Origin of the sequence: Escherichia sp. E4742 (genome assembly GCF_005843885.1) — a bacterium.
In the GTDB taxonomy this organism is placed as follows: domain Bacteria; phylum Pseudomonadota; class Gammaproteobacteria; order Enterobacterales; family Enterobacteriaceae; genus Escherichia.
The window spans coordinates 2,034,214-2,060,440 of sequence record NZ_CP040443.1 but is presented as its reverse complement, the minus strand read 5'-3'; the positions used below and the strand labels follow the sequence as shown (position 1 = coordinate 2,060,440).

General features: G+C 51.1%; 23 protein-coding genes, 1 rRNA gene and 2 pseudogenes. 9 read left to right on the top strand and 17 right to left on the bottom strand.

From position 1 onward, the window contains the following. Nucleotides 1–13: 13 nt before the first annotated feature. The 12 genes from atpD to asnC form a co-directional block, all read right to left on the bottom strand. Nucleotides 14–1,396 (bottom strand): F0F1 ATP synthase subunit beta, encoded by a 1,383-nt coding sequence (gene atpD / locus FEM44_RS10015; RefSeq protein ID WP_000190506.1) that lies wholly within the window; start codon nt 1,394–1,396, stop codon nt 14–16. A 26-nt stretch (nt 1,397–1,422) separates the two neighbouring features. Further along, entirely contained in the window at nt 1,423–2,286 is an 864-nt protein-coding gene (gene atpG, locus FEM44_RS10010; RefSeq protein WP_130215078.1) for a F0F1 ATP synthase subunit gamma, read from the bottom strand. Between the two features lie 50 nt (nt 2,287–2,336). Then, nucleotides 2,337–3,878, bottom strand: coding sequence for a F0F1 ATP synthase subunit alpha (gene atpA, locus FEM44_RS10005; RefSeq protein ID WP_001176745.1), 1,542 nt, complete (start codon nt 3,876–3,878; stop codon nt 2,337–2,339). A gap of 12 nt (nt 3,879–3,890) precedes the next feature. Further along, nucleotides 3,891–4,424: a F0F1 ATP synthase subunit delta gene (atpH, locus tag FEM44_RS10000; protein WP_001288587.1), complete on the bottom strand. Its 534-nt coding sequence runs from the start codon at nt 4,422–4,424 to the stop codon at nt 3,891–3,893. Between the two features lie 14 nt (nt 4,425–4,438). After that, the gene (atpF, locus tag FEM44_RS09995) at nt 4,439–4,909 is read right to left on the bottom strand and encodes a F0F1 ATP synthase subunit B (protein ID WP_001052219.1); all 471 of its coding nucleotides are present in this window, start codon (nt 4,907–4,909) and stop codon (nt 4,439–4,441) included. A 61-nt stretch (nt 4,910–4,970) separates the two neighbouring features. Next, the gene (gene atpE, locus FEM44_RS09990; RefSeq protein ID WP_000429386.1) at nt 4,971–5,210 is read right to left on the bottom strand and encodes a F0F1 ATP synthase subunit C; all 240 of its coding nucleotides are present in this window, start codon (nt 5,208–5,210) and stop codon (nt 4,971–4,973) included. 46 nt (nt 5,211–5,256) lie between these two features. Then, nucleotides 5,257–6,072: a F0F1 ATP synthase subunit A gene (gene atpB / locus FEM44_RS09985; protein ID WP_000135618.1), complete on the bottom strand. Its 816-nt coding sequence runs from the start codon at nt 6,070–6,072 to the stop codon at nt 5,257–5,259. A gap of 8 nt (nt 6,073–6,080) precedes the next feature. Beyond that, nucleotides 6,081–6,461: a F0F1 ATP synthase subunit I gene (gene atpI / locus FEM44_RS09980; RefSeq protein WP_130206826.1), complete on the bottom strand. Its 381-nt coding sequence runs from the start codon at nt 6,459–6,461 to the stop codon at nt 6,081–6,083. A gap of 616 nt (nt 6,462–7,077) precedes the next feature. Continuing rightward, nucleotides 7,078–7,701, bottom strand: coding sequence for a 16S rRNA (guanine(527)-N(7))-methyltransferase RsmG (rsmG, locus tag FEM44_RS09975; RefSeq protein WP_033804388.1), 624 nt, complete (start codon nt 7,699–7,701; stop codon nt 7,078–7,080). A 63-nt stretch (nt 7,702–7,764) separates the two neighbouring features. Beyond that, on the bottom strand, nt 7,765–9,654 hold the full coding sequence (gene mnmG, locus FEM44_RS09970) for a tRNA uridine-5-carboxymethylaminomethyl(34) synthesis enzyme MnmG (protein WP_130206830.1): 1,890 nt from the start codon (nt 9,652–9,654) through the stop codon (nt 7,765–7,767). A gap of 378 nt (nt 9,655–10,032) precedes the next feature. Further along, nucleotides 10,033–10,476 carry an FMN-binding protein MioC gene (gene mioC / locus FEM44_RS09965; RefSeq protein ID WP_135523359.1) on the bottom strand — a complete coding sequence of 148 codons (444 nt, stop codon included), beginning with the start codon at nt 10,474–10,476 and terminating at the stop codon, nt 10,033–10,035. Nucleotides 10,477–10,565: 89 nt separating this feature from the next. Then, a complete protein-coding gene (gene asnC, locus FEM44_RS09960) occupies nt 10,566–11,024 on the bottom strand; it encodes a transcriptional regulator AsnC (protein WP_000432970.1) in 459 nt (152 codons plus the stop codon). Between the two features lie 151 nt (nt 11,025–11,175). On the opposite strand from asnC, the gene asnA reads away from it, so the two are divergent. After that, on the top strand, nt 11,176–12,168 hold the full coding sequence (asnA, locus tag FEM44_RS09955; protein WP_000845136.1) for an aspartate--ammonia ligase: 993 nt from the start codon (nt 11,176–11,178) through the stop codon (nt 12,166–12,168). A gap of 4 nt (nt 12,169–12,172) precedes the next feature. On the opposite strand, the gene viaA is transcribed toward asnA, so the two are convergent. Both viaA and ravA read right to left on the bottom strand, forming a co-directional pair. Then, on the bottom strand, nt 12,173–13,624 hold the full coding sequence (gene viaA, locus FEM44_RS09950) for an ATPase RavA stimulator ViaA (RefSeq protein ID WP_135523360.1): 1,452 nt from the start codon (nt 13,622–13,624) through the stop codon (nt 12,173–12,175). Continuing rightward, nucleotides 13,618–15,114 (bottom strand): ATPase RavA, encoded by a 1,497-nt coding sequence (gene ravA, locus FEM44_RS09945; protein WP_135523361.1) that lies wholly within the window; start codon nt 15,112–15,114, stop codon nt 13,618–13,620. Before ravA ends, viaA begins: the two co-directional genes overlap by 7 nt. A 222-nt stretch (nt 15,115–15,336) precedes the next feature. Between ravA and kup the strand changes: the two genes are divergently transcribed. From kup to rbsR, 7 genes are all read left to right on the top strand, one after another. Then, on the top strand, nt 15,337–17,205 hold the full coding sequence (kup, locus tag FEM44_RS09940; RefSeq protein WP_000102319.1) for a low affinity potassium transporter Kup: 1,869 nt from the start codon (nt 15,337–15,339) through the stop codon (nt 17,203–17,205). A 168-nt stretch (nt 17,206–17,373) separates the two neighbouring features. Then, nucleotides 17,374–17,793 (top strand): D-ribose pyranase, encoded by a 420-nt coding sequence (rbsD, locus tag FEM44_RS09935; protein WP_130206840.1) that lies wholly within the window; start codon nt 17,374–17,376, stop codon nt 17,791–17,793. A gap of 7 nt (nt 17,794–17,800) precedes the next feature. Next, complete coding sequence (gene rbsA, locus FEM44_RS09930) at nt 17,801–19,306, top strand: ribose ABC transporter ATP-binding protein RbsA (protein WP_135523362.1); 1,506 nt, start codon at nt 17,801–17,803, stop codon at nt 19,304–19,306. A gap of 4 nt (nt 19,307–19,310) precedes the next feature. Beyond that, entirely contained in the window at nt 19,311–20,276 is a 966-nt protein-coding gene (gene rbsC / locus FEM44_RS09925) for a ribose ABC transporter permease (RefSeq protein WP_000211858.1), read from the top strand. Between the two features lie 24 nt (nt 20,277–20,300). Continuing rightward, nucleotides 20,301–21,191, top strand: coding sequence for a ribose ABC transporter substrate-binding protein RbsB (gene rbsB, locus FEM44_RS09920; RefSeq protein WP_001056273.1), 891 nt, complete (start codon nt 20,301–20,303; stop codon nt 21,189–21,191). Between the two features lie 125 nt (nt 21,192–21,316). Beyond that, on the top strand, nt 21,317–22,246 hold the full coding sequence (gene rbsK / locus FEM44_RS09915; protein ID WP_135523375.1) for a ribokinase: 930 nt from the start codon (nt 21,317–21,319) through the stop codon (nt 22,244–22,246). Nucleotides 22,247–22,249: 3 nt separating this feature from the next. Continuing rightward, nucleotides 22,250–23,242: a ribose operon transcriptional repressor RbsR gene (gene rbsR / locus FEM44_RS09910; RefSeq protein ID WP_130215068.1), complete on the top strand. Its 993-nt coding sequence runs from the start codon at nt 22,250–22,252 to the stop codon at nt 23,240–23,242. Here the strand turns inward: rbsR and FEM44_RS25980 are convergent. From FEM44_RS25980 to FEM44_RS09900, 3 genes and pseudogenes are all read right to left on the bottom strand, one after another. After that, nucleotides 23,208–23,288, bottom strand: a pseudogene (locus FEM44_RS25980) (hypothetical protein); the annotation flags it as partial. The gene rbsR and the pseudogene FEM44_RS25980 overlap by 35 nt on opposite strands. A gap of 30 nt (nt 23,289–23,318) precedes the next feature. Then, a pseudogene (locus tag FEM44_RS25470) lies at nt 23,319–23,471 on the bottom strand (MFS transporter); the annotation flags it as partial. Nucleotides 23,472–23,484: 13 nt separating this feature from the next. After that, complete coding sequence (locus FEM44_RS09900; protein WP_135523364.1) at nt 23,485–24,177, bottom strand: FadR/GntR family transcriptional regulator; 693 nt, start codon at nt 24,175–24,177, stop codon at nt 23,485–23,487. A 479-nt stretch (nt 24,178–24,656) separates the two neighbouring features. Here FEM44_RS09900 and FEM44_RS09895 point away from each other — a divergent pair. Beyond that, nucleotides 24,657–26,198, top strand: a 16S ribosomal RNA gene (locus tag FEM44_RS09895). Nucleotides 26,199–26,227 lie beyond the last annotated feature (29 nt).

The window sequence follows — 26,227 nt, the reverse complement described above, 5'->3', positions numbered from 1 at the left end:
TCCGATTAAGGCGTTAAAGTTTTTTGGCTTTTTCCACTGCTTCTTCGATGGAACCGACCATGTAGAACGCCTGCTCCGGCAGGTGATCGTATTCGCCTTCCATGATGCCTTTAAAGCCACGGATGGTGTCTTTCAGGGAGACGTATTTACCCGGAGAACCGGTGAATACTTCTGCCACGAAGAACGGCTGGGACAGGAAGCGCTGGATCTTACGAGCACGCGCTACCACCAGTTTGTCTTCTTCAGACAGTTCATCCATACCCAGGATGGCGATAATGTCTTTCAGTTCCTGATAACGTTGCAGGATGGACTGAACGCCACGCGCAGTGTCGTAGTGTTCCTGGCCAACCACCAGCGGGTCCAGCTGACGGCTGGTGGAGTCCAGCGGGTCAACGGCCGGGTAAATACCCAGAGACGCGATCTGACGGCTCAGTACCACGGTTGCGTCAAGGTGCGCAAAGGTGGTTGCCGGAGACGGGTCAGTCAAGTCATCCGCAGGTACGTATACTGCCTGTACGGAGGTGATAGAACCGGTTTTGGTGGAGGTGATACGTTCCTGCAGAACGCCCATCTCTTCCGCCAGAGTCGGCTGATAACCTACCGCTGAAGGCATACGGCCCAGCAGTGCGGATACTTCCGTACCGGCCAGGGTGTAACGATAGATGTTGTCAACGAACAGCAGAACGTCACGACCTTCGTCACGGAATTTCTCAGCCATGGTCAGACCGGTCAGAGCAACGCGCAGACGGTTTCCCGGCGGCTCGTTCATCTGGCCATACACCAGGGATACTTTGTCGATAACGTTGGAGTCGGTCATTTCGTGGTAGAAGTCGTTACCCTCACGAGTACGTTCACCTACGCCCGCAAACACAGAGTAACCGGAGTGCTCGATCGCGATGTTACGAATGAGCTCCATCATGTTTACGGTTTTACCTACACCCGCACCACCGAACAGACCAACTTTACCGCCCTTAGCGAACGGACACATCAGGTCGATAACTTTGATACCGGTTTCCAGCAGTTCCTGAGAGTTTGACAGCTCTTCGTAGGAAGGTGCTGCGCGGTGAATCGCCCAACGCTCTTCTTCACCGATCTCGCCTTTCATGTCGACCGGTTCGCCCAGTACGTTCATGATACGGCCCAGAGTCGCTTTACCTACCGGGACTTCGATCGGGTGTTCAAGGTCTTTTACATCCAGACCGCGACGCAGACCGTCGGAAGAACCCATTGCGATGGTACGCACGATACCGCCGCCGAGCTGCTGCTGAACTTCCAGCACCAGACGCTCATTACCATTTTGCACCTCAAGAGCATCGTACACGCGCGGTACGGCATCCTGAGGGAATTCGACGTCAACTACGGCGCCGATTACCTGGACAATCTTTCCAGTAGCCATCTTAAATCCTCTACGAAATAACCTGTTTAAACCGCGGCGGCCCCCGAGACGATCTCGGTGAGTTCCTGAGTAATGCTGGCCTGACGAGCTTTGTTGTATACCAACTGCAGCTCTTTAATCAGGCTGCCGCCATTGTCGGTCGCGGCTTTCATCGCCACCATACGGGCGGCCTGCTCGCTGGCCAGGTTTTCAACCACGCCCTGATAAACCTGAGATTCGACATAACGACGCAGCAGGGTATCCAGCAACGCCTTCGGATCGGGTTCGTACAGGTAATCCCAGGATTTATGTTTCAGATCATCATCATCTGATGCCGGTAACGGCAGCAGCTGGCTGATGGTCGGAACCTGAGACATGGTGTTAATAAATTTGTTGCTGACAATGTAAAGCTTGTCCAGACGGCCTTCGTCGTAGGCCTGCAACATCACTTTTACCGGACCGATCAGTTCGGACAGGGAAGGGTTATCCCCCATGCCTGTAACCTGGGCAACAACATTGCCGCCCACGGAGCTGAAGAACGACACACCTTTCGAGCCGATCATTGCGAGGTCGCATTGAACGCCTTTGTCGGTCCAGGTCTTCATTTCCGCCAGCAGTTTTTTGAACAGGTTAATGTTCAAACCACCGCACAAACCACGGTCGGTCGACACCACCAGGTAGCCCACGCGTTTAACGTCGCGCTCTTCCAGGTATGGGTGCTTATATTCCAGATTACCGTGTGCAAGGTGACCAATCACTTTGCGCATGGTTTCTGCATAAGGACGGCTGGCCGCCATGCGATCCTGCGATTTACGCATTTTGGAAGCGGCGACCATCTCCATCGCTTTAGTGATCTTTTGCGTGTTCTGGACGCTTGCGATCTTACTACGTATCTCTTTTGCGCCGGCCATGAGCTTCTCCTCAATGCCTTGCGGCCTGCCCTAAGGCAAGCCGCCAGACGTTACCAGGATTGGGTTGCTTTGAAGGAATCGAGGATGCCTTTCAGCTTGCCTTCGATTTCGTCGTTGTAGCCACCGGTCTGGTTGATCTCTTGCATCAACGGAGCGTGATCACGGTCGACGTAAGCCAGCAGCGCGGCTTCGAAGCTGCCGATTTTCGACAGTTCAACATCCGCCAGGTAACCACGTTCTGCTGCGAACAGAACCAGAGACTGTTGCGCAACAGACATCGGCGCATACTGTTTCTGTTTCAGCAGTTCGGTCACTTTCTGACCGTGGTCAAGCTGCTTACGAGTTGCATCGTCAAGGTCGGATGCAAACTGAGAGAACGCTGCCAGTTCACGATACTGTGCCAGAGCGGTACGGATACCACCGGACAGTTTTTTCATGATCTTGGTCTGTGCTGCACCACCAACACGGGATACGGAGATACCCGGGTTAACCGCAGGACGAATACCGGCGTTGAACAGGTTGGTTTCCAGGAAGATCTGACCATCGGTAATGGAGATTACGTTGGTCGGAACGAACGCAGAAACGTCACCCGCCTGAGTTTCGATAATCGGCAGTGCGGTCAGAGAACCGGTTTTCCCTTTCACTTCACCTTTGGTGAAGGCTTCAACGTATTCGGCGTTAACACGCGCAGCACGCTCCAGCAGACGAGAGTGGAGGTAGAATACGTCGCCCGGGAATGCTTCACGTCCTGGCGGACGACGGAGCAGCAGGGAGATCTGACGGTAAGCAACAGCCTGTTTAGACAGGTCATCGTAAATGATCAGCGCATCTTCACCGCGGTCACGGAAGTATTCGCCCATTGCGCAACCAGCGTACGGTGCCAGGTATTGCAGTGCAGCGGATTCAGACGCGGTTGCTACCACAACGATGGTGTTAGCCAGTGCGCCGTGCTCTTCCAGTTTACGTACCACGTTAGAAATGGTGGACGCTTTCTGGCCGATAGCGACATAGATACATTTGATACCGGAATCGCGCTGGTTGATGATGGCATCAATAGCCAGTGCGGTTTTACCAGTCTGACGGTCACCGATGATCAATTCACGCTGACCACGACCGATTGGGATCATGGAGTCAACGGCTTTATAACCGGTCTGTACCGGCTGATCTACGGACTGACGTTCGATAACGCCCGGAGCGATTGCTTCTACAGCAGAGAAGCCGTCATGATCCAGCGGACCTTTACCGTCGATTGGTGCACCCAGAGTGTTAACCACACGGCCCAGCAGGCCACGGCCAACCGGAACTTCCAGGATACGGCCAGTACACTTAACTTTCATGCCTTCGGCAAGGTCAGCGTACGGACCCATAACAACCGCACCTACAGAGTCGCGCTCGAGGTTCAGTGCGATAGCGTAACGGTTACCCGGCAGGGAGATCATTTCACCCTGCATACAATCGGCCAGGCCGTGAATGCGGATAACACCGTCACTTACAGAAACAATAGTACCTTCGTTGTGAGCTTCACTCACAACATTGAACTGAGCAATGCGCTGCTTGATCAGTTCGCTGATTTCGGTGGAATTCAGTTGCATGCTCCAGTCCCCTTAAGACTGCAAGACGTCTGCAAGGCGCTCAAGACGACCGCGTACGCTGCCATCAATGACCATATCACCCGCTCGGATGATAACGCCTGCCATTACAGACTTATCGATTTTGCAATTCAGCTTAACTTTGCGTGACAGACGTTTTTCCATCGCAGCAGAAATTTTCGCGAGCTGTTGTTCACTCAATGCAGCAGCGGAAATGACGTCTACCTCAGCGGTAGCCTCACTCACGGCACGCAGGTGAATAAACTGCTCCAGAACATCCGGGAGCGCGTTAAGACGACCATTTTCAGCCATAACCCGAATCAGGTTCTGACCGTTTTCGTCCAGTTGCTCACCACAAACTGCGATAAACGACTCGGCGAGCGTTTCTGGCGCCAGTGCACCAGAGAGAAGCTCTGCCATCTGTTCGTTTTTGGTTACCTCGGCGGCAAACGCCAGCATGTCCTGCCAGCGTTCTACACTTTGGTGTTCGACGGCAAAGTCAAAAGCTGCTTTGGCGTAGGGGCGAGCTACCGTAATAAATTCAGACATCAGCCCCTCCCTCCTTACAGTTCAGCGACAAGTTTATCCACGATGTCGCTGTTAGCAGCTTCATCCACGGAACGTTCGATGATCTTCTCGGCGCCAGCAACAGCCAGGATAGCAACTTGCTTACGCAGCTCTTCACGGGCACGTTTACGCTCGGCTTCAATTTCCGCCTGCGCCTGGGCCACGATTTTAGTACGTTCCTGTTCTGCCTCAGCTTTCGCTTCGTCCAGAATCTGCGAGCGGCGTTTGTTCGCCTGCTCGATGATTACCTGGGCTTCCGCTTTCGCTTTTTTCAGCTGGTCGGTCGCGCTGGCCTTTGCAAGGTCAAGGTCCTTATGTGCTCGTTCTGCAGAAGCAAGGCCGTCAGCAATTTCTTTTTGACGTTTTTCGATGGCTGCCATTAATGGCGGCCATACGTACTTCATGCAGAACAGAACGAACAGGACAAACGCGATGGCCTGGCCGAGGATTGTTGCGTTAAGATTCACAGCACAATGCCTCTATTTAGTTAACGTTCTGATATTGCTCTTTAAATAAAAGCAACGCTTACTACGCGACAGCGAACATCACGTACAGACCCAGACCTACAGCGATCATCGGGATAGCATCCACCAGACCCATAACGATAAAGAACTGAGTACGCAGCAGAGGAATCAGATCAGGTTGACGCGCTGCGCCTTCCAGGAATTTACCCCCGAGGATGCCGATACCGATCGCAGCACCGATTGCCGCCAGACCCATCATCACAGCGGCAGCCATGTACAGCAGATCCATATTCAGGTTTTCCATGACAGTCTCCAGTTTGTTTCAGTTAAAACGTAGTAGTGTTGGTAAATTAATGTTCTTCAGACGCCATCGACAGATAGACGATCGTCAGAACCATGAAGATGAAGGCTTGCAGCGTAATGATCAGGATGTGGAAAATGGCCCACGGCACATTCAGGATCCACTGTGACCACCACGGCAACAGACCAGCAATCAGAATGAAAATCAGCTCACCAGCGTACATGTTACCGAACAGTCGCAAACCGAGTGAAACTGGTTTGGACAGCAGGCTTACCCCTTCAAGGATTAAGTTGACAGGGATGAACGCCCAGTGATTGAACGGCTGCAGCGTCAACTCTTTCGTGAAGCCGCCGATGCCTTTCATTTTGATGCTGTAGAACAGAATCAGGATAAATACGCCCAGTGCCATAGACAGCGTTACGTTCACGTCCGCAGACGGAACCACACGCAGTGCAGGCAGACCCAGTACATGTTCAGCAATGTACGGCAGCAGGTCGATAGGCAGTAAATCCATCAGGTTCATCAGGAACACCCAGACGAAGATCGTCAGGGCCAGCGGAGCAATCAGCTTGCTTTTGCCATGGTACATGTCTTTCACGCTACCATTAACAAAGCCGATCACCAGCTCAATCGCGGTCTGAAACTTACCTGGCACGCCGCTGGTTGCCTTTTTGGCTACGCTACGGAATAAAACCAGGAACAACAGACCCAGCACCACCGAGAAGAACATGGAGTCAATATTAATTGTCCAGAAGGTGGCTGGGGGGTTATGCGGATCCACCAGCGAGAATGTACGCAGGTCCAGCTGAAGGTTATTCAGGTGGTGTCCTATGTAATCCTGCGGCGTCATATTTTCTGAAGCCATGATGCCTTTTACCCTTTGTTGTTAATTACAGCCGGTGCCAGTATCTGAACCACCAGCACCAAAACCCACGTAACGATCAGCGGCAAGAATACCGCCTTTAAAACAGCCAACGCCACCACCAGTAACACCAACATCGCCAGAACCTTGAAAGCTTCGCCAAATGCGAACGTCCAGGCCACCCGGCCTTTCGCTGGTGTATGCGCCTGGTGACGCCAGGCAAATATCATAAAAAAAACGTTAGGCAGAAAGACTGCCAGACCTCCACTTAACGCAGAGACGCCCCAGAAGGGGTCTTTGAGGCTGAACAGCAATCCACTTGCTATCACCACCAGTAACTGAACGAGCAGAAGCTTCCGAGCAACGTTTCGACTCAAGAGCGACACAGACATCACGTTTTTCACTCCTGCTCCCTTCGAGGTATGCCGCGTGTCGTATAAAACTTTCTTTAAGGCTTAGAGTCAAGCATCAAAAAGCGGTCAAATTATACGGTGCGCCCCCGTGATTTCAAACAATAAGTAGCCAAAAGGTGAATAAATGTTTAAATATTTTTCCAGTGCATACAATTGCGACTTTTCTGCTAACCGTGGTGGATCATGAAAAACTGTAAATAACGCGTAAACACTAGTGGTAAAGCGTGCTTCAGATCACATATCGAGCATGTTCACCCGTAGCATATTTATTTACTTGGCAAATGATGCCTTTGCAAGCTTCTGATATTTAAGTCTAAAAACAGATACTCTTTTCACAAATAGCATTTACACAACAAAAACCACCCATTGACATTCTTAATAAAACTTTAACAGGAAATTATGGTTCTTAGCGCCGATTTTTAGCAGCCTGATATTTTCACTAATGACTTATTATCTGCTTACCAAAAAAAGCCACGTTACTTTGTTGATGCAAAATAGTGAACGTGGCGTTAAATGTAACCAGTTATATCAGTAGAAAACCTGGTTGTTGTTAACAGTCTAACCGGTCAATTTTTTATTATTTTTTTGATAAAAATTAAATTTTATTTGCTTTAATCACCACCAGATGACGTTCGCCATCCAGGGCTGGAACCTGAAGTTTAACCACTGATTCGACCTGATATTCTTCGGGCAACAAAGCGATTTCATCTTCCGGCATTTGACCTTTCAACGCATAAAAACGGCCTTGCTCACCAGGAAGATGATGGCACCAGCTCACCATATCGTTCAAAGACGCAAAAGCGCGGCTAATTACGCCATCAAACGGCGGCTCTGACGGAAACTCTTCTACCCTGCTCTGTACCGGTTCAATGTTTTCCAGTTTCAGTTCATGTTGCACCTGACGGAGGAAACGCACGCGTTTACCAAGGCTATCCAGCAGCGTGAAATGGGCTTCAGGACGCACGATGGAAAGCGGTATGCCAGGCAACCCAGGTCCGGTTCCCACATCGATAAAACGCTCACCTTGCAGATATGGAGCAACGACAATGCTGTCGAGAATATGGCGTACCAGCATCTCGTTAGGATCGCGGACCGAGGTCAGGTTGTACGCCTTATTCCATTTATGCAGCATATTTACGTAGGCAATAAGCTGATTTTTCTGGTGATCGGTAAGCGAAATTCCTGCGTCTTTCAGCAGTGAAGAGAGTTTGTTGAGCACGGTGATTACCTGTTCTTGATGCGTTGCCAGGTAAGCGGGTGCTTACCTGGCATTTTTAATGCGTTATGCGCTACGACGCAGCATACCCTGTTTTTTCAGCCACACCAGCAGAATGGAGATGGCCGCAGGCGTGACGCCAGAAATACGCGAAGCCTGACCGATAGAGGCCGGTTTGTGATCGTTAAGTTTGGCGATCACTTCGTTAGACAGACCAGATACCTGGCGGTAATCCAGCGTCGCAGGCAGCAGCGTGTTCTCGTTACGCTGTTGCTTTTCGATCTCATCTTGCTGGCGCGCAATATAACCTTCGTATTTAACCTGAATCTCAACCTGTTCCGCCGCCTGTTCGTCTGTCAACGCAGGGGAAAACGGCGTCAGCGTGGTTAATTTTTCATAAGTCATTTCCGGACGACGCAGCAGATCTTCACCGCTGGCTTCACGGGAAAGCGGCGCAGTCAGGTGAGCATTCACTTCGGCTGCAGCTTCCGCTGACGGGGTTACCCAGGTCGATTTCAGACGCTGACGCTCACGCTCGATGTTCTCAAGCTTCTCGTTAAAGCGCGCCCAGCGTTCGTCATCTACCAGACCCAGTTCACGACCGATTTCAGTCAAACGCAGATCCGCGTTATCTTCGCGCAGCATCAGACGATATTCTGCGCGGGAGGTAAACATACGGTACGGTTCTTTGGTTCCTAAAGTGCACAGGTCATCAACCAGTACGCCGAGATACGCCTGAGAACGCGCCGGAGCCCAACCTTCTTTGTCAGCAGACAGACGGGCAGCGTTAAGACCGGCCAGCAAACCTTGCGCAGCGGCTTCTTCGTAACCGGTAGTGCCGTTAATCTGACCAGCAAAGAACAGCCCCTGGATAAACTTACTCTCCAGCGTCGGTTTCAGGTCGCGTGGATCGAAGAAGTCATACTCAATGGCATAACCCGGACGCACGATCTTCGCGTTTTCCATACCCTGCATGGAGCGGACGATTTGCATCTGCACATCGAATGGCAGGCTGGTGGAGATACCGTTCGGATAAATTTCGTTAGAGGTCAGCCCTTCCGGTTCAAGGAAGATCTGATGCTGATTTCTGTCGGCGAAGCGCATGACTTTGTCTTCGATCGACGGGCAGTAGCGTGGGCCGACACCTTCGATCACCCCTGCGTACATTGGGCTACGATCGAGGTTACTGCGGATCACATCATGGGTTTTCTCGTTGGTATGGGTGATATAACACGGAACCTGCTGGGGATGCTGGGCCGCATTGCCCATGAACGAGAATACCGGCATTGGGTTATCGCCATGCTGTTGCGCCAGCACGCTGAAGTCGATAGTGCGCGCATCGATACGCGGCGGCGTCCCGGTTTTCAGACGACCAACGCGCAGCGGCAGTTCACGCAAACGGCGAGAAAGCGGAATGGATGGCGGATCACCAGCACGGCCACCGCTGTAATTATCCAGACCGATATGAATTTTACCGTCGAGGAACGTCCCAACGGTGAGCACGACGGCTTTGGCACGGAATTTCAGTCCCATTTGGGTGACAGCACCGACCACGCGATCGTTTTCGACAATAAGATCCTCAACTGCCTGCTGGAAGATCATCAGATTCGGTTGGTTCTCCAGCGCCGTGCGTACCGCCTGACGATAGAGCACACGATCCGCCTGAGCTCGGGTAGCGCGAACCGCCGGCCCTTTGCTGGCGTTTAGTATCCTAAACTGGATACCTGCCTGATCGATCGCTTTCGCCATCAGACCGCCGAGTGCATCCACTTCTTTTACCAGATGTCCCTTCCCAATACCGCCGATCGCCGGGTTGCAGCTCATCTGCCCCAGAGTGTCGATATTGTGTGTCAAAAGCAGAGTCTGTTGACCCATACGCGCCGCGGCCATCGCAGCCTCGGTGCCTGCATGACCCCCGCCAATGATGATGACGTCAAAAGGATCCGGATAAAACATGGTGATTGCCTCGCATAACGCGGTATGAAAATGGATTGAAGCCCGGGCCGTGGATTCTACTCAACTTTGTCAGCTTGAGAAAGCCCCGGGATCCTGGGTATTAAAAAGAAGATCTATTTATTTAGAGATCTGTTCTATTGTGATCTCTTATTAGGATCGCACTGCCCTGTGGATAACAAGGATCCGGCTTTTAAGATCAACAACCTGGAAAGGATCATTAACTGTGAATGATCGGTGATCCTGGACAGTATAAGCTGGGATCAGAATGAGGGGTTATACACAACTCAAAAACTGAGCAACAGTTGTTCTTTGGATAACTACCGGTTGATCCAAGCTTCCTGACAGAGTTATCCACAGTAGATCGCACGATCTGTATACTTATTTGAGTAAATTAATCCAAGATCCCAGCCATTCTTCTGCCGGATCTTCCGGAATGTCGTGATCAAGGATGTTGATCTTCAGTGTTTCGCCTGTCTGTTTTGCCCCGGAATTTTTGAGTTCTGCCTCGAGTTTATCGATCGCACCACAAAAAGTGTCGTATTCACGACTACCAATACCGATTGCGCCAAAGCGTACCGCAGAAAGATCGGGTTTTTGTTCCTGTAAAGCTTCATATAAAGGAGAAAGGTTGTCCGGAATGTCTCCGGCACCGTGGGTTGAGCTGATAACCAGCCAGATCCCAGAGGCAGATAAATCTTCTAACAGCGGGCCGTGCAGCGTTTCGGTGGTAAAACCCGCCTCTTCCAGCTTTTCAGCCAGGTGTTCTGCTACATATTCGGCACCGCCCAGGGTGCTGCCGCTGATAAGAGTGATATCTGCCATAAACCGCCACCTTTATTAAGAGTGGCGTATTGTACGCTGTGAACGCGCTGGGATCTACCTGTGGAAAAGTATGGGATTAAAAAAGCTGATCATGGCTTGATGGTGCGCATGATCGGGTTCTGCAGGACGATCAGTGTCTCGGTGGACTGAATTTCATCAATTGTTTGGATCTTGTTGATAAGTACATGCTGGAGGGCGTCGATCGAGCGGCACATTACTTTTATAAAGATGCTGTAGTGGCCGGTGGTGTAATAGGCTTCGGTGACTTCGTCGAGACTTTCCAGCTTTGCCAGCGCGGAAGGATAGTCTTTTGCGCTCTTCAGGATAATGCCGATAAAACAGCCTACGTCATAACCGAGCTGTTTTGGGCTGACGTCGATACGGGCGCCGGTAATGATCCCCGCCTGCTTCATTTTCTCTACACGAACGTGAATCGTCCCCGGACTGACACCAAATTGTTTCGCCAGTTCGGCGTAAGCGGTGCGTGCATTACCCATTAATGCTTCCAGGATGCCGCGGTCCAGATTGTCGATCAGATAATTTTCCATAGGATTTTCTTATGTGTATTGATGATTTATTCTATTTTAGCCTTATTTTTTAACGAATCAAAAGTGAGTTAGGCTTTTTATTGAATGATTATTGCATGTGTGTCGGTTTTTGTTGCTTAATCATAAGCAACAGGACGCAGGAGTATAAAAAATGAAAACCGCTTACATTGCCAAACAACGTCAAATTAGCTTCGTGAAATCTCACTTTTCTCGTCAACTGGAAGAACGCTTAGGGCTGATTGAAGTCCAGGCGCCGATTCTTAGCCGTGTGGGGGATGGCACGCAGGATAACTTGTCGGGCTGTGAAAAAGCGGTACAGGTAAAAGTGAAAGCTCTGCCTGATGCCCAGTTCGAAGTGGTTCATTCACTGGCGAAGTGGAAACGTCAGACATTAGGGCAACACGACTTCAGCGTGGGCGAAGGGCTGTACACGCACATGAAAGCCCTTCGCCCCGATGAAGACCGTCTTTCCCCGCTGCACTCGGTCTATGTTGACCAGTGGGACTGGGAACGCGTAATGGGCGACGGTGAGCGTCAATTCTCCACTCTGAAAAGCACAGTAGAGGCGATCTGGGCGGGAATTAAAGCAACCGAAGCTGCTGTTAGCGAAGAGTTTGGTCTGGCACCGTTCCTGCCGGATCAGATCCACTTCGTACACAGCCAGGAGTTACTGTCTCGTTATCCGGATCTCGATGCCAAAGGGCGTGAGCGGGCGATTGCGAAAGATCTTGGCGCGGTATTCCTCGTCGGGATTGGTGGCAAGCTGAGTGATGGTCATCGCCACGACGTGCGCGCACCGGATTATGATGACTGGAGCACCCCGTCAGAGCTGGGCCATGCGGGTCTGAACGGCGATATTCTGGTATGGAACCCGGTACTGGAAGATGCGTTTGAGCTTTCTTCCATGGGGATCCGCGTGGATGCCGACACGCTGAAGCATCAACTGGCGCTGACCGGTGATGAAGATCGTCTGCAGCTGGAATGGCATCAGGCGCTGCTGCGTGGTGAAATGCCGCAGACCATCGGCGGCGGTATCGGCCAGTCTCGTTTGACCATGCTGCTGCTGCAACTGCCACATATCGGCCAGGTTCAGTGTGGTGTATGGCCAGCAGCCGTTCGCGAGAGCGTCCCTTCTCTGCTGTAATCGTTTATCGCCGCCAGCGTCTGAGCAGGCGGCTTCGCATCCCGGTATCAAAGCGCCAGATATGATCGAAAATGCGCATGATGCCGGGTTTGCCGTGTGCCGACATCGCCACGGCATGAAAGCGATGTTGATGTACCCGCTGCAACTCTTTCACTTTACTCGTCACATCGTCAGGCAACCGCTGGGCGATAAAATCAGAAATCACCACCGCATCAGCGTCAAACCATTCCCGACTTTGTAAACGTTCCATAATGGCGCGAAAACAACTGGCCAGATCGGTGCCGCCACGAAACTGCTGACTTAAAAAGCGGATCGCGTGTTCAAGACCTTGTGGGCCTGAAAGCTCGTAACGGACGATCTCGGTGGAAAATAACATAATATAGCAGCGTCGATTTTCAGCGAGGGCTATGCGCATCAAGGCCAGACAGAACGCTTTCGCACACTGCTCATTAAAACCGCCCATTGAGCCGGAAGTATCTACGCAGACAATAAACGGTCCACGCGGTTGTTCGTCGTAATCTTTATGTACCACCGGGCGTTCGATCACTTTTTCACGCCATGATTCACCGTGCAGACGATAGGTGAGCAACTGTTTTTCCACCAGCCGACGATAAAATTCATATTCCAGTTCAGTGATGCCCAGTGTCGCCAGTTCCGGCGGCAGAAGGCGTAAAATATCATCGCTTTGTTGCAGGCCATCAACCTGCTCAGGAACGGTTGCCGGTTCGCGCACCATGGTGCGGAAGGTTTCCATCTGCGCATCGTTGCGGGGTATTGATTTGGCCTCCCGCGAACGTCCCAGCTGTTCCGCCAGACGTTTCAGTTCCGGCTGTTCGTTAAGAAATTCCCCGTATTTCACAATCAACTGATAGTCGCCGCGTTTAAGCTGACCGGCGCTCATATCCCACAGACGACCGGCTGCGGTGTTGTTATCTGCCAGAACTGGTTCGAGCTGTCCGCTTAATGTCATGCGTTCCTGAACTTCGCTCAACAGTTGTTCGCGTTCTTCTTCTAATAACTGCTGATTCAGGGTCGTCGCTTGCACAATCAGGCTTAAGCGCCAACGCTGGAGAAAAAGCGTATGCAATGACTGAGTGATAGTGCTGTTAGCATCAACCAGCTGTCGGGCTTGTTCGGCCCACGGGGAATTCAGACGATGCAGTAAGTCCAGAATCTGCGGTAGCTGCACAATAAACTGCGGCGTGGAGAGAAGCTGGCTTTGCTGATAGCACATCACCTCTTCGGTGAGTTCCGGCGGGACTCGGGCATCTTTCAGCCGACTGCGCAGCGCCTCACGCCAGCGGGGAACATCATCAGTGATTGCCGCCTTCAGTCGTGGGAATTTTTCAAAGAAGACCGCCAGCTGCGGTGAGGCCAGCAGCGCGATGATCATCTCTTCGATCAATCCCTCTTCGCTGACGGCCAGCATCACATTGAGCGTATCCAGTGTTAGCATTGTTGCGCCTGGCGAATCTGGGCGCCGACATCCTGTAGGCTGGCTTCAATGCGACCTAACCAGTCGCCAGGGATAAACAGACATTTTTGCTGTTCGCTGAATAAAACATGTTGCTTACGCCAGTCGCTTTCAAGCTCTTCCAGTTGTTGTTTTATTTCACCTGGCAGACCTTCAGCCGATGAACCGGGGAGCGCCAGCATACTGCCTTGTAAACTTACATCGCGTACAACCAGATGTTGGGCGCTATCAACTTCCAGATTCAGTTTCTGGGCAAAGCCGATACCGTTCAGTTTGCCACGAATCTCACCACCTTTGCTCAGCCACTGTTCCAGCGCGCTACGCTCAAAGGTGATATGAACGACTTCCATATCATGCAGTTTTAACGGTTTTTGCAGCAGCAGAGTCAGATTGGAAGCAGTAACGTTGACAGGAAGCTGATACTGCTGACGACGGCTGAAAATGCCGCCCAGACGAATTACCGTTAAGGCTGTTTTATCGCTTTGTTGCTGCTGGAGTTGCAGACGACGTTGCACAATCGCGCCCAGGCGGGTCAACATCCCTTGCTGTTGCCAGGCGTGACCGGTCATCAATAAATCAATTTGTTGTTGAATCAAATTCAGGCTTTGCGCGTCATACCACAGGCAATCTTTCAGCAAGATAAGATCAACCGGGGCAACAGCACTGCGACCACTAAAAAAAGCGCTGGCCTGCAATAAGCGGATCGCTTTTTTCCAGCGACGATCGGAGACGTAAGGTGCATCCGGTAATTTATCCAGTTGCTGGCGCAGCATAAAAATCAGCTCAAATACATGATCGGGCAGCGTAATTTCACTAATCTCTTTCTGCCAGCGTTCATATTCTTCATCAGTGACCTGCAAGGCGGCAGGAACCGGATTGTTATTTTCATCTTGTTGGCTGGTCAGCATGGAGCGGAAATTCGCTTTATCCTGCACTTTATCTAACCACAGACGAATCAGCATGCGGTCATATAACGCTTCCAGACTGCTGTCTGCTTCCGGCAGCTCGTTGGAGGCCGCCACGAGCAAGCGCATCGGGATTTTTTCGACATGAGCACCGTTACGGAATTGACGTTCGTTAATGGCGGTGAGCAGGGTATTAAGAATCGCCGGGCCAGCTTTCCAGATTTCATCCAGAAAGACGATTTCTGCTTCCGGCAGGTAACCGCTGGTTAAGCGTTCATAGCGTCCTTCATCTTTTAACGCCTGAATGGAAAGGGGGCCAAAAACTTCTTCCGGGGTGGAGAAGCGGGTCATCAGATATTCAAAATCGCGCGCATTCTGGAAGGCGAATTTTAAGCGACGGGCGATCAGACTTTTAGCAATACCTGGAGGGCCAAGCAAGAACACGCTTTCACCACTTAATGCCGCTAACAAACAAAGGCGGATAGCGTGGCTACGTTCATAAAGCCCCTTTTCCAGCGCGCTGCTCAGGCGGGAAATTCTTTCCGCTAATAAATGAGGGTGAGCCATAATGAAGTGGCGTCCTTTCGTCAAAAGTTCTGCGTAAATTGCGAGTATAGACGTTTCTTGCTGGTGGCAAAAATAGTCTCAAAGAAGGGATATTTTTCTTTGAGCCAGGTTAATGTGGCCGCATTTAGGAGTACGATTTTGCCGTTAATCGTGCATACTGTGCGCTTTTTTGTGGGCCAAGGGACTACGCACACATTTCATATTTCAACGAAAGACTAGTCTATGAGCACTGATAATAAGCAATCGTTGCCCGCGATTACCCTCGCGGCGATTGGAGTTGTCTACGGCGATATTGGTACCAGCCCGTTATATACACTTCGTGAATGTTTGTCCGGCCAGTTTGGTTTTGGCGTTGAACGCGATGCTGTGTTTGGCTTTTTATCGCTGATCTTCTGGCTGCTAATCTTTGTGGTTTCCATCAAATACCTTACCTTCGTGATGCGCGCGGATAACGCCGGAGAAGGGGGAATTCTGACGTTGATGTCGCTTGCCGGGCGTAATACGTCGGCTCGAACGACCTCAATGTTAGTGATTATGGGGCTAATCGGTGGCAGCTTTTTCTATGGTGAAGTCGTCATTACTCCCGCTATTTCGGTGATGTCTGCCATTGAAGGTCTGGAAATCGTCGCCCCGCAACTGGATACCTGGATAGTTCCCCTCTCAATCATCGTTCTTACTTTACTGTTTATGATTCAAAAACATGGCACGGCTATGGTCGGTAAGCTGTTTGCGCCGATCATGCTGACCTGGTTTTTGATTCTGGCAGGGCTTGGGTTACGTAGCATTATTGCTAACCCGGAAGTGCTGCATGCACTGAATCCGATGTGGGCGGTGCATTTCTTCCTTGAATACAAAACGGTTTCTTTTATTGCATTAGGGGCGGTGGTGCTGTCGATTACCGGAGTCGAGGCGCTGTATGCCGATATGGGGCATTTTGGTAAGTTCCCGATTCGCCTGGCGTGGTTCACTGTCGTCTTGCCTTCCTTAACCCTTAATTACTTCGGCCAGGGAGCGCTGTTGTTAAAGAACCCGGAAGCGATTAAGAACCCGTTCTTCCTGTTAGCACCGGATTGGGCGCTAATCCCGCTGCTGATCATCGCTGCACTGGCAACGGTGATTGCCTCGCAGGCAGTTATCTCTGGCGTTTTCTCATTGACGCGTCAGGCGGTACGTCTGGGATATCTTTCGCCGATGCGTATCATTCACACCTCCGAAATGGAGTCAGGGCAAATCTATATTCCGTTTGTGAACTGGATGCTCTATGTCGCGGTCGTGATTGTGATTGTCAGCTTTGAGCACTCCAGTAACCTGGCGGCGGCGTATGGGATTGCGGTAACCGGAACCATGGTGCTGACGTCTATTCTTTCGACTACCGTGGCGCGTCAGAACTGGCACTGGAATAAGTATTTTGTTGCGCTGATCCTGATAGCCTTCCTTTGTGTCGATATTCCATTGTTCACCGCTAACCTCGATAAACTGCTCTCCGGCGGCTGGTTGCCATTGAGCCTCGGTACGGTGATGTTTATCGTGATGACCACCTGGAAGAGCGAGCGTTTCCGCCTGCTGCGACGGATGCATGAACATGGTAATTCTCTGGAAGCGATGATTGCTTCGCTGGAGAAATCACCGCCCGTTCGCGTTCCCGGAACTGCGGTGTACATGTCGCGTGCAATCAACGTCATTCCCTTTGCGCTGATGCATAACCTGAAACATAACAAGGTATTGCATGAGCGGGTAATTCTGTTAACTCTGCGCACCGAAGACGCGCCATATGTCCATAACGTCCGTCGGGTACAGATTGAACAACTGTCGCCCACTTTCTGGCGCGTGGTGGCAAGTTACGGCTGGCGGGAAACTCCAAACGTGGAAGAAGTCTTCCACCGCTGTGGCCTGGAAGGGTTAAGTTGCCGGATGATGGAAACCTCCTTCTTTATGTCCCATGAGTCGTTGATCCTCGGCAAACGCCCGTGGTACTTACGTTTGCGTGGCAAACTGTACTTGCTGTTGCAGCGTAATGCACTGCGTGCACCAGATCAGTTTGAAATCCCACCAAACCGGGTTATTGAACTAGGTACTCAGGTCGAAATCTAACGCCAGACGCCTCCTTTCTCCATAAAGGGGGCGTTTTTGTTTTTCATGCTTAATCACGATGTAAAACGTTTCGATGTTGATCACATTTCAGTAACGTTGCGATGGTTTTCTCTGTTCAGTCAGGATTAAACTGCTGGTCAGCGAAACGTTTCGCTGATGGAGAAAAAAATGAAAAAAGGCACCGTTCTTAATTCTGATATTTCGTCGGTGATCTCCCGTCTGGGGCATACCGATACGCTGGTGGTGTGTGATGCTGGTTTACCCATCCCCAAAAGTACAACGCGTATCGATGTGGCATTAACCCAGGGCGTACCTTCTTTTATGCAGGTACTGGGAGTTGTTACGAGTGAAATGCAGGTTGAGGCAGCCATTATCGCGGAAGAGATCAAACAACATAATCCGCAACTCCACGAAACGTTGCTCACTCACCTTGAGCAGCTGCAACAACACCAGGGAAACACCATTGAAATTCGTTACACCACGCATGAACAATTCAAACAACTAACCGCAGAAAGTCAGGCGGTAATTCGCAGCGGAGAATGTTCTCCGTATGCGAATATCATTCTCTGTGCTGGCGTGACGTTCTGAGGTCGTCATGGAAGCATTACTACAGCTTAAAGGCATTGATAAAGCCTTTCCGGGCGTAAAAGCCCTCTCGGGCGCCGCGTTAAATGTCTATCCGGGCCGCGTGATGGCGCTGGTAGGCGAAAACGGCGCGGGTAAATCCACCATGATGAAAGTGCTTACCGGTATCTATACTCGCGATGCCGGTACGCTTTTATGGCTGGGGAAAGAAACGACATTTACCGGGCCGAAATCTTCCCAGGAAGCCGGGATTGGGATTATCCACCAGGAGCTGAACCTGATCCCGCAGTTGACCATTGCCGAAAACATTTTCCTCGGTCGTGAGTTTGTTAATCGCTTTGGCAAAATTGACTGGAAAACCATGTATGCCGAAGCGGATAAATTACTGGCTAAACTTAACCTGCGCTTTAAAAGCGACAAGCTGGTGGGCGATCTTTCCATCGGTGACCAGCAAATGGTTGAAATCGCCAAAGTGCTGAGCTTTGAGTCGAAAGTCATCATTATGGATGAACCGACTGATGCGCTGACTGATACCGAAACCGAATCCCTGTTCCGCGTCATCCGCGAGCTGAAATCGCAAGGGCGCGGCATTGTCTATATCTCCCACCGCATGAAAGAAATCTTCGAGATTTGCGATGACGTTACCGTTTTTCGTGACGGGCAATTTATTGCCGAGCGTGAAGTGGCATCACTGACCGAAGATTCGCTGATTGAGATGATGGTGGGCCGCAAGCTGGAAGAGCAGTATCCACACCTGGACAAAGAGCCGGGAGATATCCGCCTGAAAGTCGATAATCTCTGCGGACCTGGTGTTAACAACGTTTCTTTTACCCTACGCAATGGCGAAATCCTTGGCGTCTCTGGTTTGATGGGCGCGGGGCGTACCGAATTGATGAAAGTGCTCTATGGCGCACTGCCGCGCACCAGCGGTTATGTCACGCTGGATGGGCATGAAGTTATTACTCGTTCACCGCAGGATGGCCTGGCAAACGGCATTGTGTATATCTCTGAAGACCGTAAGCGCGACGGTTTAGTACTGGGCATGTCAGTAAAAGAAAATATGTCGCTGACTGCGCTGCGCTACTTCAGCCGTACTGGCGGCAGTTTGAAGCATGCCGATGAACAACAGGCTGTGAGTGATTTTATTCGCCTGTTCAATGTGAAAACGCCGTCAATGGAACAGGCAATTGGCCTGCTCTCCGGTGGCAATCAGCAAAAAGTGGCGATTGCCCGCGGTCTGATGACGCGTCCGAAAGTACTTATCCTTGATGAACCTACCCGTGGTGTAGATGTCGGCGCGAAAAAAGAGATCTATCAACTGATTAACCAGTTCAAAGCCGATGGCTTGAGCATCATTCTGGTGTCATCAGAGATGCCAGAAGTATTAGGCATGAGCGATCGCATCATCGTCATGCATGAAGGGCATCTCAGCGGGGAATTTACTCGTGAGCAGGCCACCCAGGAAGTGTTAATGGCTGCCGCTGTGGGCAAGCTTAATCGCGTGAATCAGGAGTAAAAAAATGACAACCCAGACTGTTTCTGGTCGCCGTTATTTCACGAAAGCGTGGCTGATGGAGCAGAAATCGCTTATCGCTCTGCTGGTGCTGATCGCGATTGTCTCGACGTTAAGCCCGAACTTTTTCACCATCAATAACTTATTCAATATTCTCCAGCAAACCTCGGTGAACGCCATTATGGCGGTCGGGATGACGCTGGTGATCCTGACGTCGGGCATCGACCTGTCCGTCGGTTCTCTGTTGGCGCTGACTGGCGCAGTTGCTGCATCTATCGTCGGCATTGAAGTCAACGCGCTGGTGGCTGTCGCTGCCGCACTGGCATTAGGTGCCGCAATTGGCGCGGTAACCGGGGTGATTGTAGCGAAAGGTCGCGTCCAGGCGTTTATCGCCACGCTGGTTATGATGCTTTTACTGCGCGGCGTGACCATGGTTTATACCAACGGAAGCCCAGTGAATACCGGCTTTACTGAGAACGCCGATCTGTTTGGCTGGTTTGGTATTGGTCGTCCGCTGGGCGTACCGACGCCAGTCTGGATCATGGGGATTGTCTTCCTCGCGGCCTGGTACATGCTGCATCACACGCGTCTGGGGCGTTACATCTACGCGCTGGGCGGCAACGAAGCGGCAACGCGTCTTTCTGGTATCAACGTCAATAAAATCAAAATCATCGTCTATTCTCTTTGTGGTCTGCTGGCATCACTGGCCGGGATCATTGAAGTGGCGCGCCTCTCCTCCGCACAACCCACGGCGGGGACTGGCTATGAGCTGGATGCTATTGCGGCAGTGGTTCTGGGCGGTACGAGCCTGGCGGGCGGAAAAGGTCGCATTGTTGGGACGTTGATCGGCGCATTAATTCTTGGCTTCCTTAATAATGGATTGAATTTGTTAGGTGTTTCCTCCTATTACCAGATGATCGTCAAAGCTGTGGTGATTTTGCTGGCGGTGCTGGTAGACAACAAAAAGCAGTAATAACGACTACAGGACATCTTGAATATGAACATGAAAAAACTGGCTACCCTGGTTTCTGCTGTTGCGCTAAGCGCCACCGTTAGTGCGAATGCAATGGCAAAAGACACCATTGCGCTGGTGGTTTCCACACTCAATAACCCGTTCTTTGTATCGCTGAAAGATGGCGCGCAGAAAGAGGCGGATAAACTCGGCTATAACCTGGTGGTGCTGGACTCCCAGAACAACCCGGCGAAAGAGCTGGCGAACGTGCAGGACTTAACCGTTCGCGGCACCAAAATTCTGCTGATTAACCCGACCGACTCCGATGCGGTGGGTAACGCCGTGAAGATGGCAAACCAGGCGAACATCCCGGTTATCACCCTTGACCGCCAGGCCACGAAAGGCGAAGTGGTGAGCCACATTGCTTCTGATAACGTACTGGGCGGCAAAATCGCCGGTGATTACATCGCGAAGAAAGCGGGCGAAGGTGCCAAAGTTATCGAGCTGCAAGGCATTGCCGGTACATCCGCAGCCCGTGAACGTGGCGAAGGCTTCCAGCAGGCTGTTGCTGCTCATAAATTTAACGTCCTTGCCAGCCAGCCGGCAGACTTCGACCGTACCAAAGGTTTGAACGTAATGCAGAACCTACTTACCGCTCATCCGGATGTGCAGGCAGTGTTTGCGCAGAACGATGAAATGGCGCTGGGCGCACTGCGTGCGCTGCAAACTGCAGGTAAATCGGATGTGATGGTCGTCGGATTTGACGGTACACCTGATGGCGAAAAAGCAGTAAATGATGGCAAACTGGCAGCGACTATCGCTCAGTTACCCGATCAGATTGGCGCGAAAGGTGTCGAAACCGCGGATAAAGTTCTGAAAGGCGAAAAAGTTCAGGCGAAATATCCGGTTGATCTGAAACTGGTTGTTAAGCAGTAGTCTTGGTCAGGTTTTATAACCTGATAGTGGCATCAATACGTCATCGACAGATGAACGTGTAATATAAAGAAAAGCAGGGCACGCGCCACCCTAACCCGGTGGCGCATTTTATGGACATCCCGAATATGCAAAACGCAGGCAGCCTCGTTGTTCTTGGCAGCATTAATGCTGACCATATCCTTAATCTTCAATCTTTTCCTACTCCAGGCGAAACCGTAACCGGTAACCACTATCAAGTCGCATTTGGCGGCAAAGGTGCGAATCAGGCGGTGGCAGCAGGGCGTAGCGGTGCGAATATCGCGTTTATTGCCTGTACGGGTGATGACAGCATTGGTGAGAGCGTTCGTCAGCAACTCGCCACTGATAACATCGATATTTCTCCGGTCAGCGTGATCAAAGGCGAATCAACAGGTGTGGCGCTGATTTTTGTTAATGGCGAAGGCGAGAACGTCATCGGTATTCATTCCGGCGCTAACGCTGCCCTTTCCCCTGTGCTGGTAGAAGCACAACGCGAGCGTATTGCGAATGCCTCAGCATTATTAATGCAGCTGGAATCACCACTCGAAAGTGTGATGGCAGCGGCGAAAATCGCCCATCAAAATAAGACTATCGTTGCGCTTAACCCGGCTCCTGCTCGCGAACTTCCTGACGAACTGTTGGCGCTGGTGGACATTATTACGCCAAACGAAACGGAAGCAGAAAAGCTCACCGGTATTCGTGTTGAAAATGATGAAGATGCGGCGAAGGCGGCGCAGGTACTGCATGAAAAAGGTATCCGTACTGTACTGATTACTTTAGGAAGTCGTGGTGTATGGGCTAGCGTGAATGGTGAAGGTCAGCGCGTTCCTGGATTCCGGGTGCAGGCTGTCGATACCATTGCTGCCGGGGATACCTTTAACGGCGCGTTAATCACGGCGTTGCTGGAAGAAAAACCATTGCCAGAGGCGATTCGTTTTGCCCATGCCGCCGCTGCGATTGCCGTAACACGTAAAGGCGCACAACCTTCCGTACCGTGGCGTGAAGAGATCGACGCATTTTTAGACAGGCAGAGGTGACGCTTGGCTACAATGAAAGATGTTGCCCGCCTGGCGGGCGTTTCTACCTCAACAGTTTCTCACGTCATCAATAAAGATCGCTTCGTCAGTGAAGCGATTACCGCCAAAGTTGAAGCGGCGATTAAAGAACTCAATTACGCGCCATCAGCTCTGGCACGTAGTCTCAAGCTTAATCAAACACATACCATTGGCATGTTGATCACCGCCAGCACTAATCCTTTCTATTCTGAACTGGTGCGTGGTGTTGAACGCAGTTGCTTCGAACGCGGCTATAGTCTTGTCCTTTGTAATACCGAAGGCGATGAGCAGCGAATGAATCGTAATCTGGAAACGTTGATGCAAAAGCGTGTTGATGGCTTGCTGTTACTCTGCACCGAAACGCATCAGCCTTCGCGTGAAATCATGCAACGTTATCCGACAGTGCCAACCGTGATGATGGACTGGGCGCCGTTCGATGGCGACAGCGATCTCATTCAGGATAACTCGTTGCTGGGCGGAGATTTAGCGACGCAATATCTGATCGACAAAGGTCATACTCGTATCGCCTGTATTACCGGACCTCTGGATAAAACGCCTGCACGTTTGCGACTGGAAGGTTATCGGGCGGCGATGAAACGTGCTGGCCTCGACATTCCTGATGGCTATGAAGTGACTGGCGATTTTGAATTTAACGGCGGGTTTGACGCTATGCGACAGCTGTTATCACATTCGCTGCGTCCTCAGGCGGTCTTTACCGGAAATGACGCAATGGCAGTGGGTGTTTACCAGGCGTTGTACCAGGCTGGATTGCATGTCCCGCAGGATATCGCGGTGATTGGTTATGACGATATTGAACTGGCACGTTATATGACGCCACCGCTCACCACTATCCATCAACCGAAAGATGAATTGGGAGAGCTGGCGATTGATGTACTCATCCACCGAATGGCGCAGCCAACCTTACAGCAACAACGATTACAACTTACTCCGATTCTGATGGCGCGCGGTTCGGCTTAGATTTTTGCTGGCGTTTAATCAAATTATTACTATCAGTTGCTTTCAATTACTACTGAAGCAACAGTAATAACTTATCCGGAATAAGCATTGCCATCGTCAGCGTATAACTGATGATGGCGGATAGCTTGGCGAGGCAATGAGCAATAGCGGATAAGGTGGTATTCCGGATGGTGATATTTAGTGTCTGTATAGAGAAGTCCATCGCCGCAATACACGGAAAACCCGCCATCCCGTTTGTTATGTTACTTATCAGGGGAGCGTAGTAGCGCCTGACAAGCCTTAAATGCCGCGTTGCCATCGCTTTGGATAATCGCATCGACGATCGCCTGGTGCAGATCCAGCTTTATCACGGTGTCACTGGTTATTGACGTGAAGTAAGTGTGATAAACCGAATGGAATAGCGAGGCGAAAGAGGTCAAAAACGGATTGGCGCTCATTTTATAGATGTGCTCATGCCAGGCCATATCGACCTCAACCCAACGCTCTCGGCGGAAGTTATCTTTTAATGCAACCATTTCGGCCATTAGCGTGTTGAGATGCGCCTTCTGTTCTGCTGTTCCTATAGTTGCAGCCAGTAAACAGGCTTGCGGCTCCAGACAGATACGCATAACCAAAAAGTGATCAATGACCTGATGAAAGTTCTCTTCTGTCATCCACCAGGTGAGCAACTCTTGATCAAGAAAATTCCAGTTGGATTGTGGCATGACACGCGTACCAATTCGTGGACGCGGTAAAACCATCCCCTTTGCCGTTAACGTCTTGACCGCTTCGCGTACCGCAGTACGACTCACACCAAATTGCTCACCCAGTTCAATTTCACCCGGCAAAATGGTGCCAGGTGCGTATTCACCTTTTAAGATTCGTTGTGCCAGCTTCTCAGCCAGAACATATGAAAGGTTTTTCTGTGCAGCTAACTGTTGTGCGCTTAAAGGCATTACTTATCTTCCTTTTTCTTTTTATTCCTCTTTAGTATGCCACCTGGAAGTGTGATTGCGGTTGCAAAAACGGCAAATTGCTTGTTTTATGGCACACTTACAGGTGTTTTGCTGAAAAAATGCGCATTCGGAAAATTATTTTAAATTTCCTCTTGTCAGCTCAGAATAACTCCCTATAATGCGCCACCACTGACACGGAACAACGGCGAACACGCCGCCGGGTCAGCGGGATTCTCCTGAGAATCCTGACAGAGAAAAGCAAAAAAATGCTTGACTCTGTAGCGGGAAAGTGTATTATGCACACCCCGCGCCGCTGAGAAAAAGCGAAGCGGCACTGCTCTTTAACAATTTATCAGACAATCTGTGTGGGCACTCGAAGATACGGATTCTTAACGTCGCAAGACGATAAATGAATACCAAGTCTCAAGAGTGAACATGTAATTCATTACGAAGTTTAATTCTTTGAGCATCAAACTTTTAAATTGAAGAGTTTGATCATGGCTCAGATTGAACGCTGGCGGCAGGCCTAACACATGCAAGTCGAACGGTAACAGGAATCAGCTTGCTGATTCGCTGACGAGTGGCGGACGGGTGAGTAATGTCTGGGAAACTGCCTGATGGAGGGGGATAACTACTGGAAACGGTAGCTAATACCGCATAACGTCGAAAGACCAAAGAGGGGGACCTTCGGGCCTCTTGCCATCGGATGTGCCCAGATGGGATTAGCTAGTAGGTGGGGTAACGGCTCACCTAGGCGACGATCCCTAGCTGGTCTGAGAGGATGACCAGCCACACTGGAACTGAGACACGGTCCAGACTCCTACGGGAGGCAGCAGTGGGGAATATTGCACAATGGGCGCAAGCCTGATGCAGCCATGCCGCGTGTATGAAGAAGGCCTTCGGGTTGTAAAGTACTTTCAGCGGGGAGGAAGGGAGTAAAGTTAATACCTTTGCTTATTGACGTTACCCGCAGAAGAAGCACCGGCTAACTCCGTGCCAGCAGCCGCGGTAATACGGAGGGTGCAAGCGTTAATCGGAATTACTGGGCGTAAAGCGCACGCAGGCGGTTTGTTAAGTCGGATGTGAAATCCCCGGGCTCAACCTGGGAACTGCATCTGATACTGGCAAGCTTGAGTCTCGTAGAGGGGGGTAGAATTCCAGGTGTAGCGGTGAAATGCGTAGAGATCTGGAGGAATACCGGTGGCGAAGGCGGCCCCCTGGACGAAGACTGACGCTCAGGTGCGAAAGCGTGGGGAGCAAACAGGATTAGATACCCTGGTAGTCCACGCCGTAAACGATGTCGACTTGGAGGTTGTGCCCTTGAGGCGTGGCTTCCGGAGCTAACGCGTTAAGTCGACCGCCTGGGGAGTACGGCCGCAAGGTTAAAACTCAAATGAATTGACGGGGGCCCGCACAAGCGGTGGAGCATGTGGTTTAATTCGATGCAACGCGAAGAACCTTACCTGGTCTTGACATCCACAGAACTTTCCAGAGATGGATTGGTGCCTTCGGGAACTGTGAGACAGGTGCTGCATGGCTGTCGTCAGCTCGTGTTGTGAAATGTTGGGTTAAGTCCCGCAACGAGCGCAACCCTTATCCTTTGTTGCCAGCGGTCCGGCCGGGAACTCAAAGGAGACTGCCAGTGATAAACTGGAGGAAGGTGGGGATGACGTCAAGTCATCATGGCCCTTACGACCAGGGCTACACACGTGCTACAATGGCGCATACAAAGAGAAGCGACCTCGCGAGAGCAAGCGGACCTCATAAAGTGCGTCGTAGTCCGGATTGGAGTCTGCAACTCGACTCCATGAAGTCGGAATCGCTAGTAATCGTGGATCAGAATGCCACGGTGAATACGTTCCCGGGCCTTGTACACACCGCCCGTCACACCATGGGAGTGGGTTGCAAAAGAAGTAGGTAGCTTAACCTTCGGGAGGGCGCTTACCACTTTGTGATTCATGACTGGGGTGAAGTCGTAACAAGGTAACCGTAGGGGAACCTGCGGTTGGATCACCTCCTTACCTTAAAGAAGCGTTCTTTGAAGTGCTCA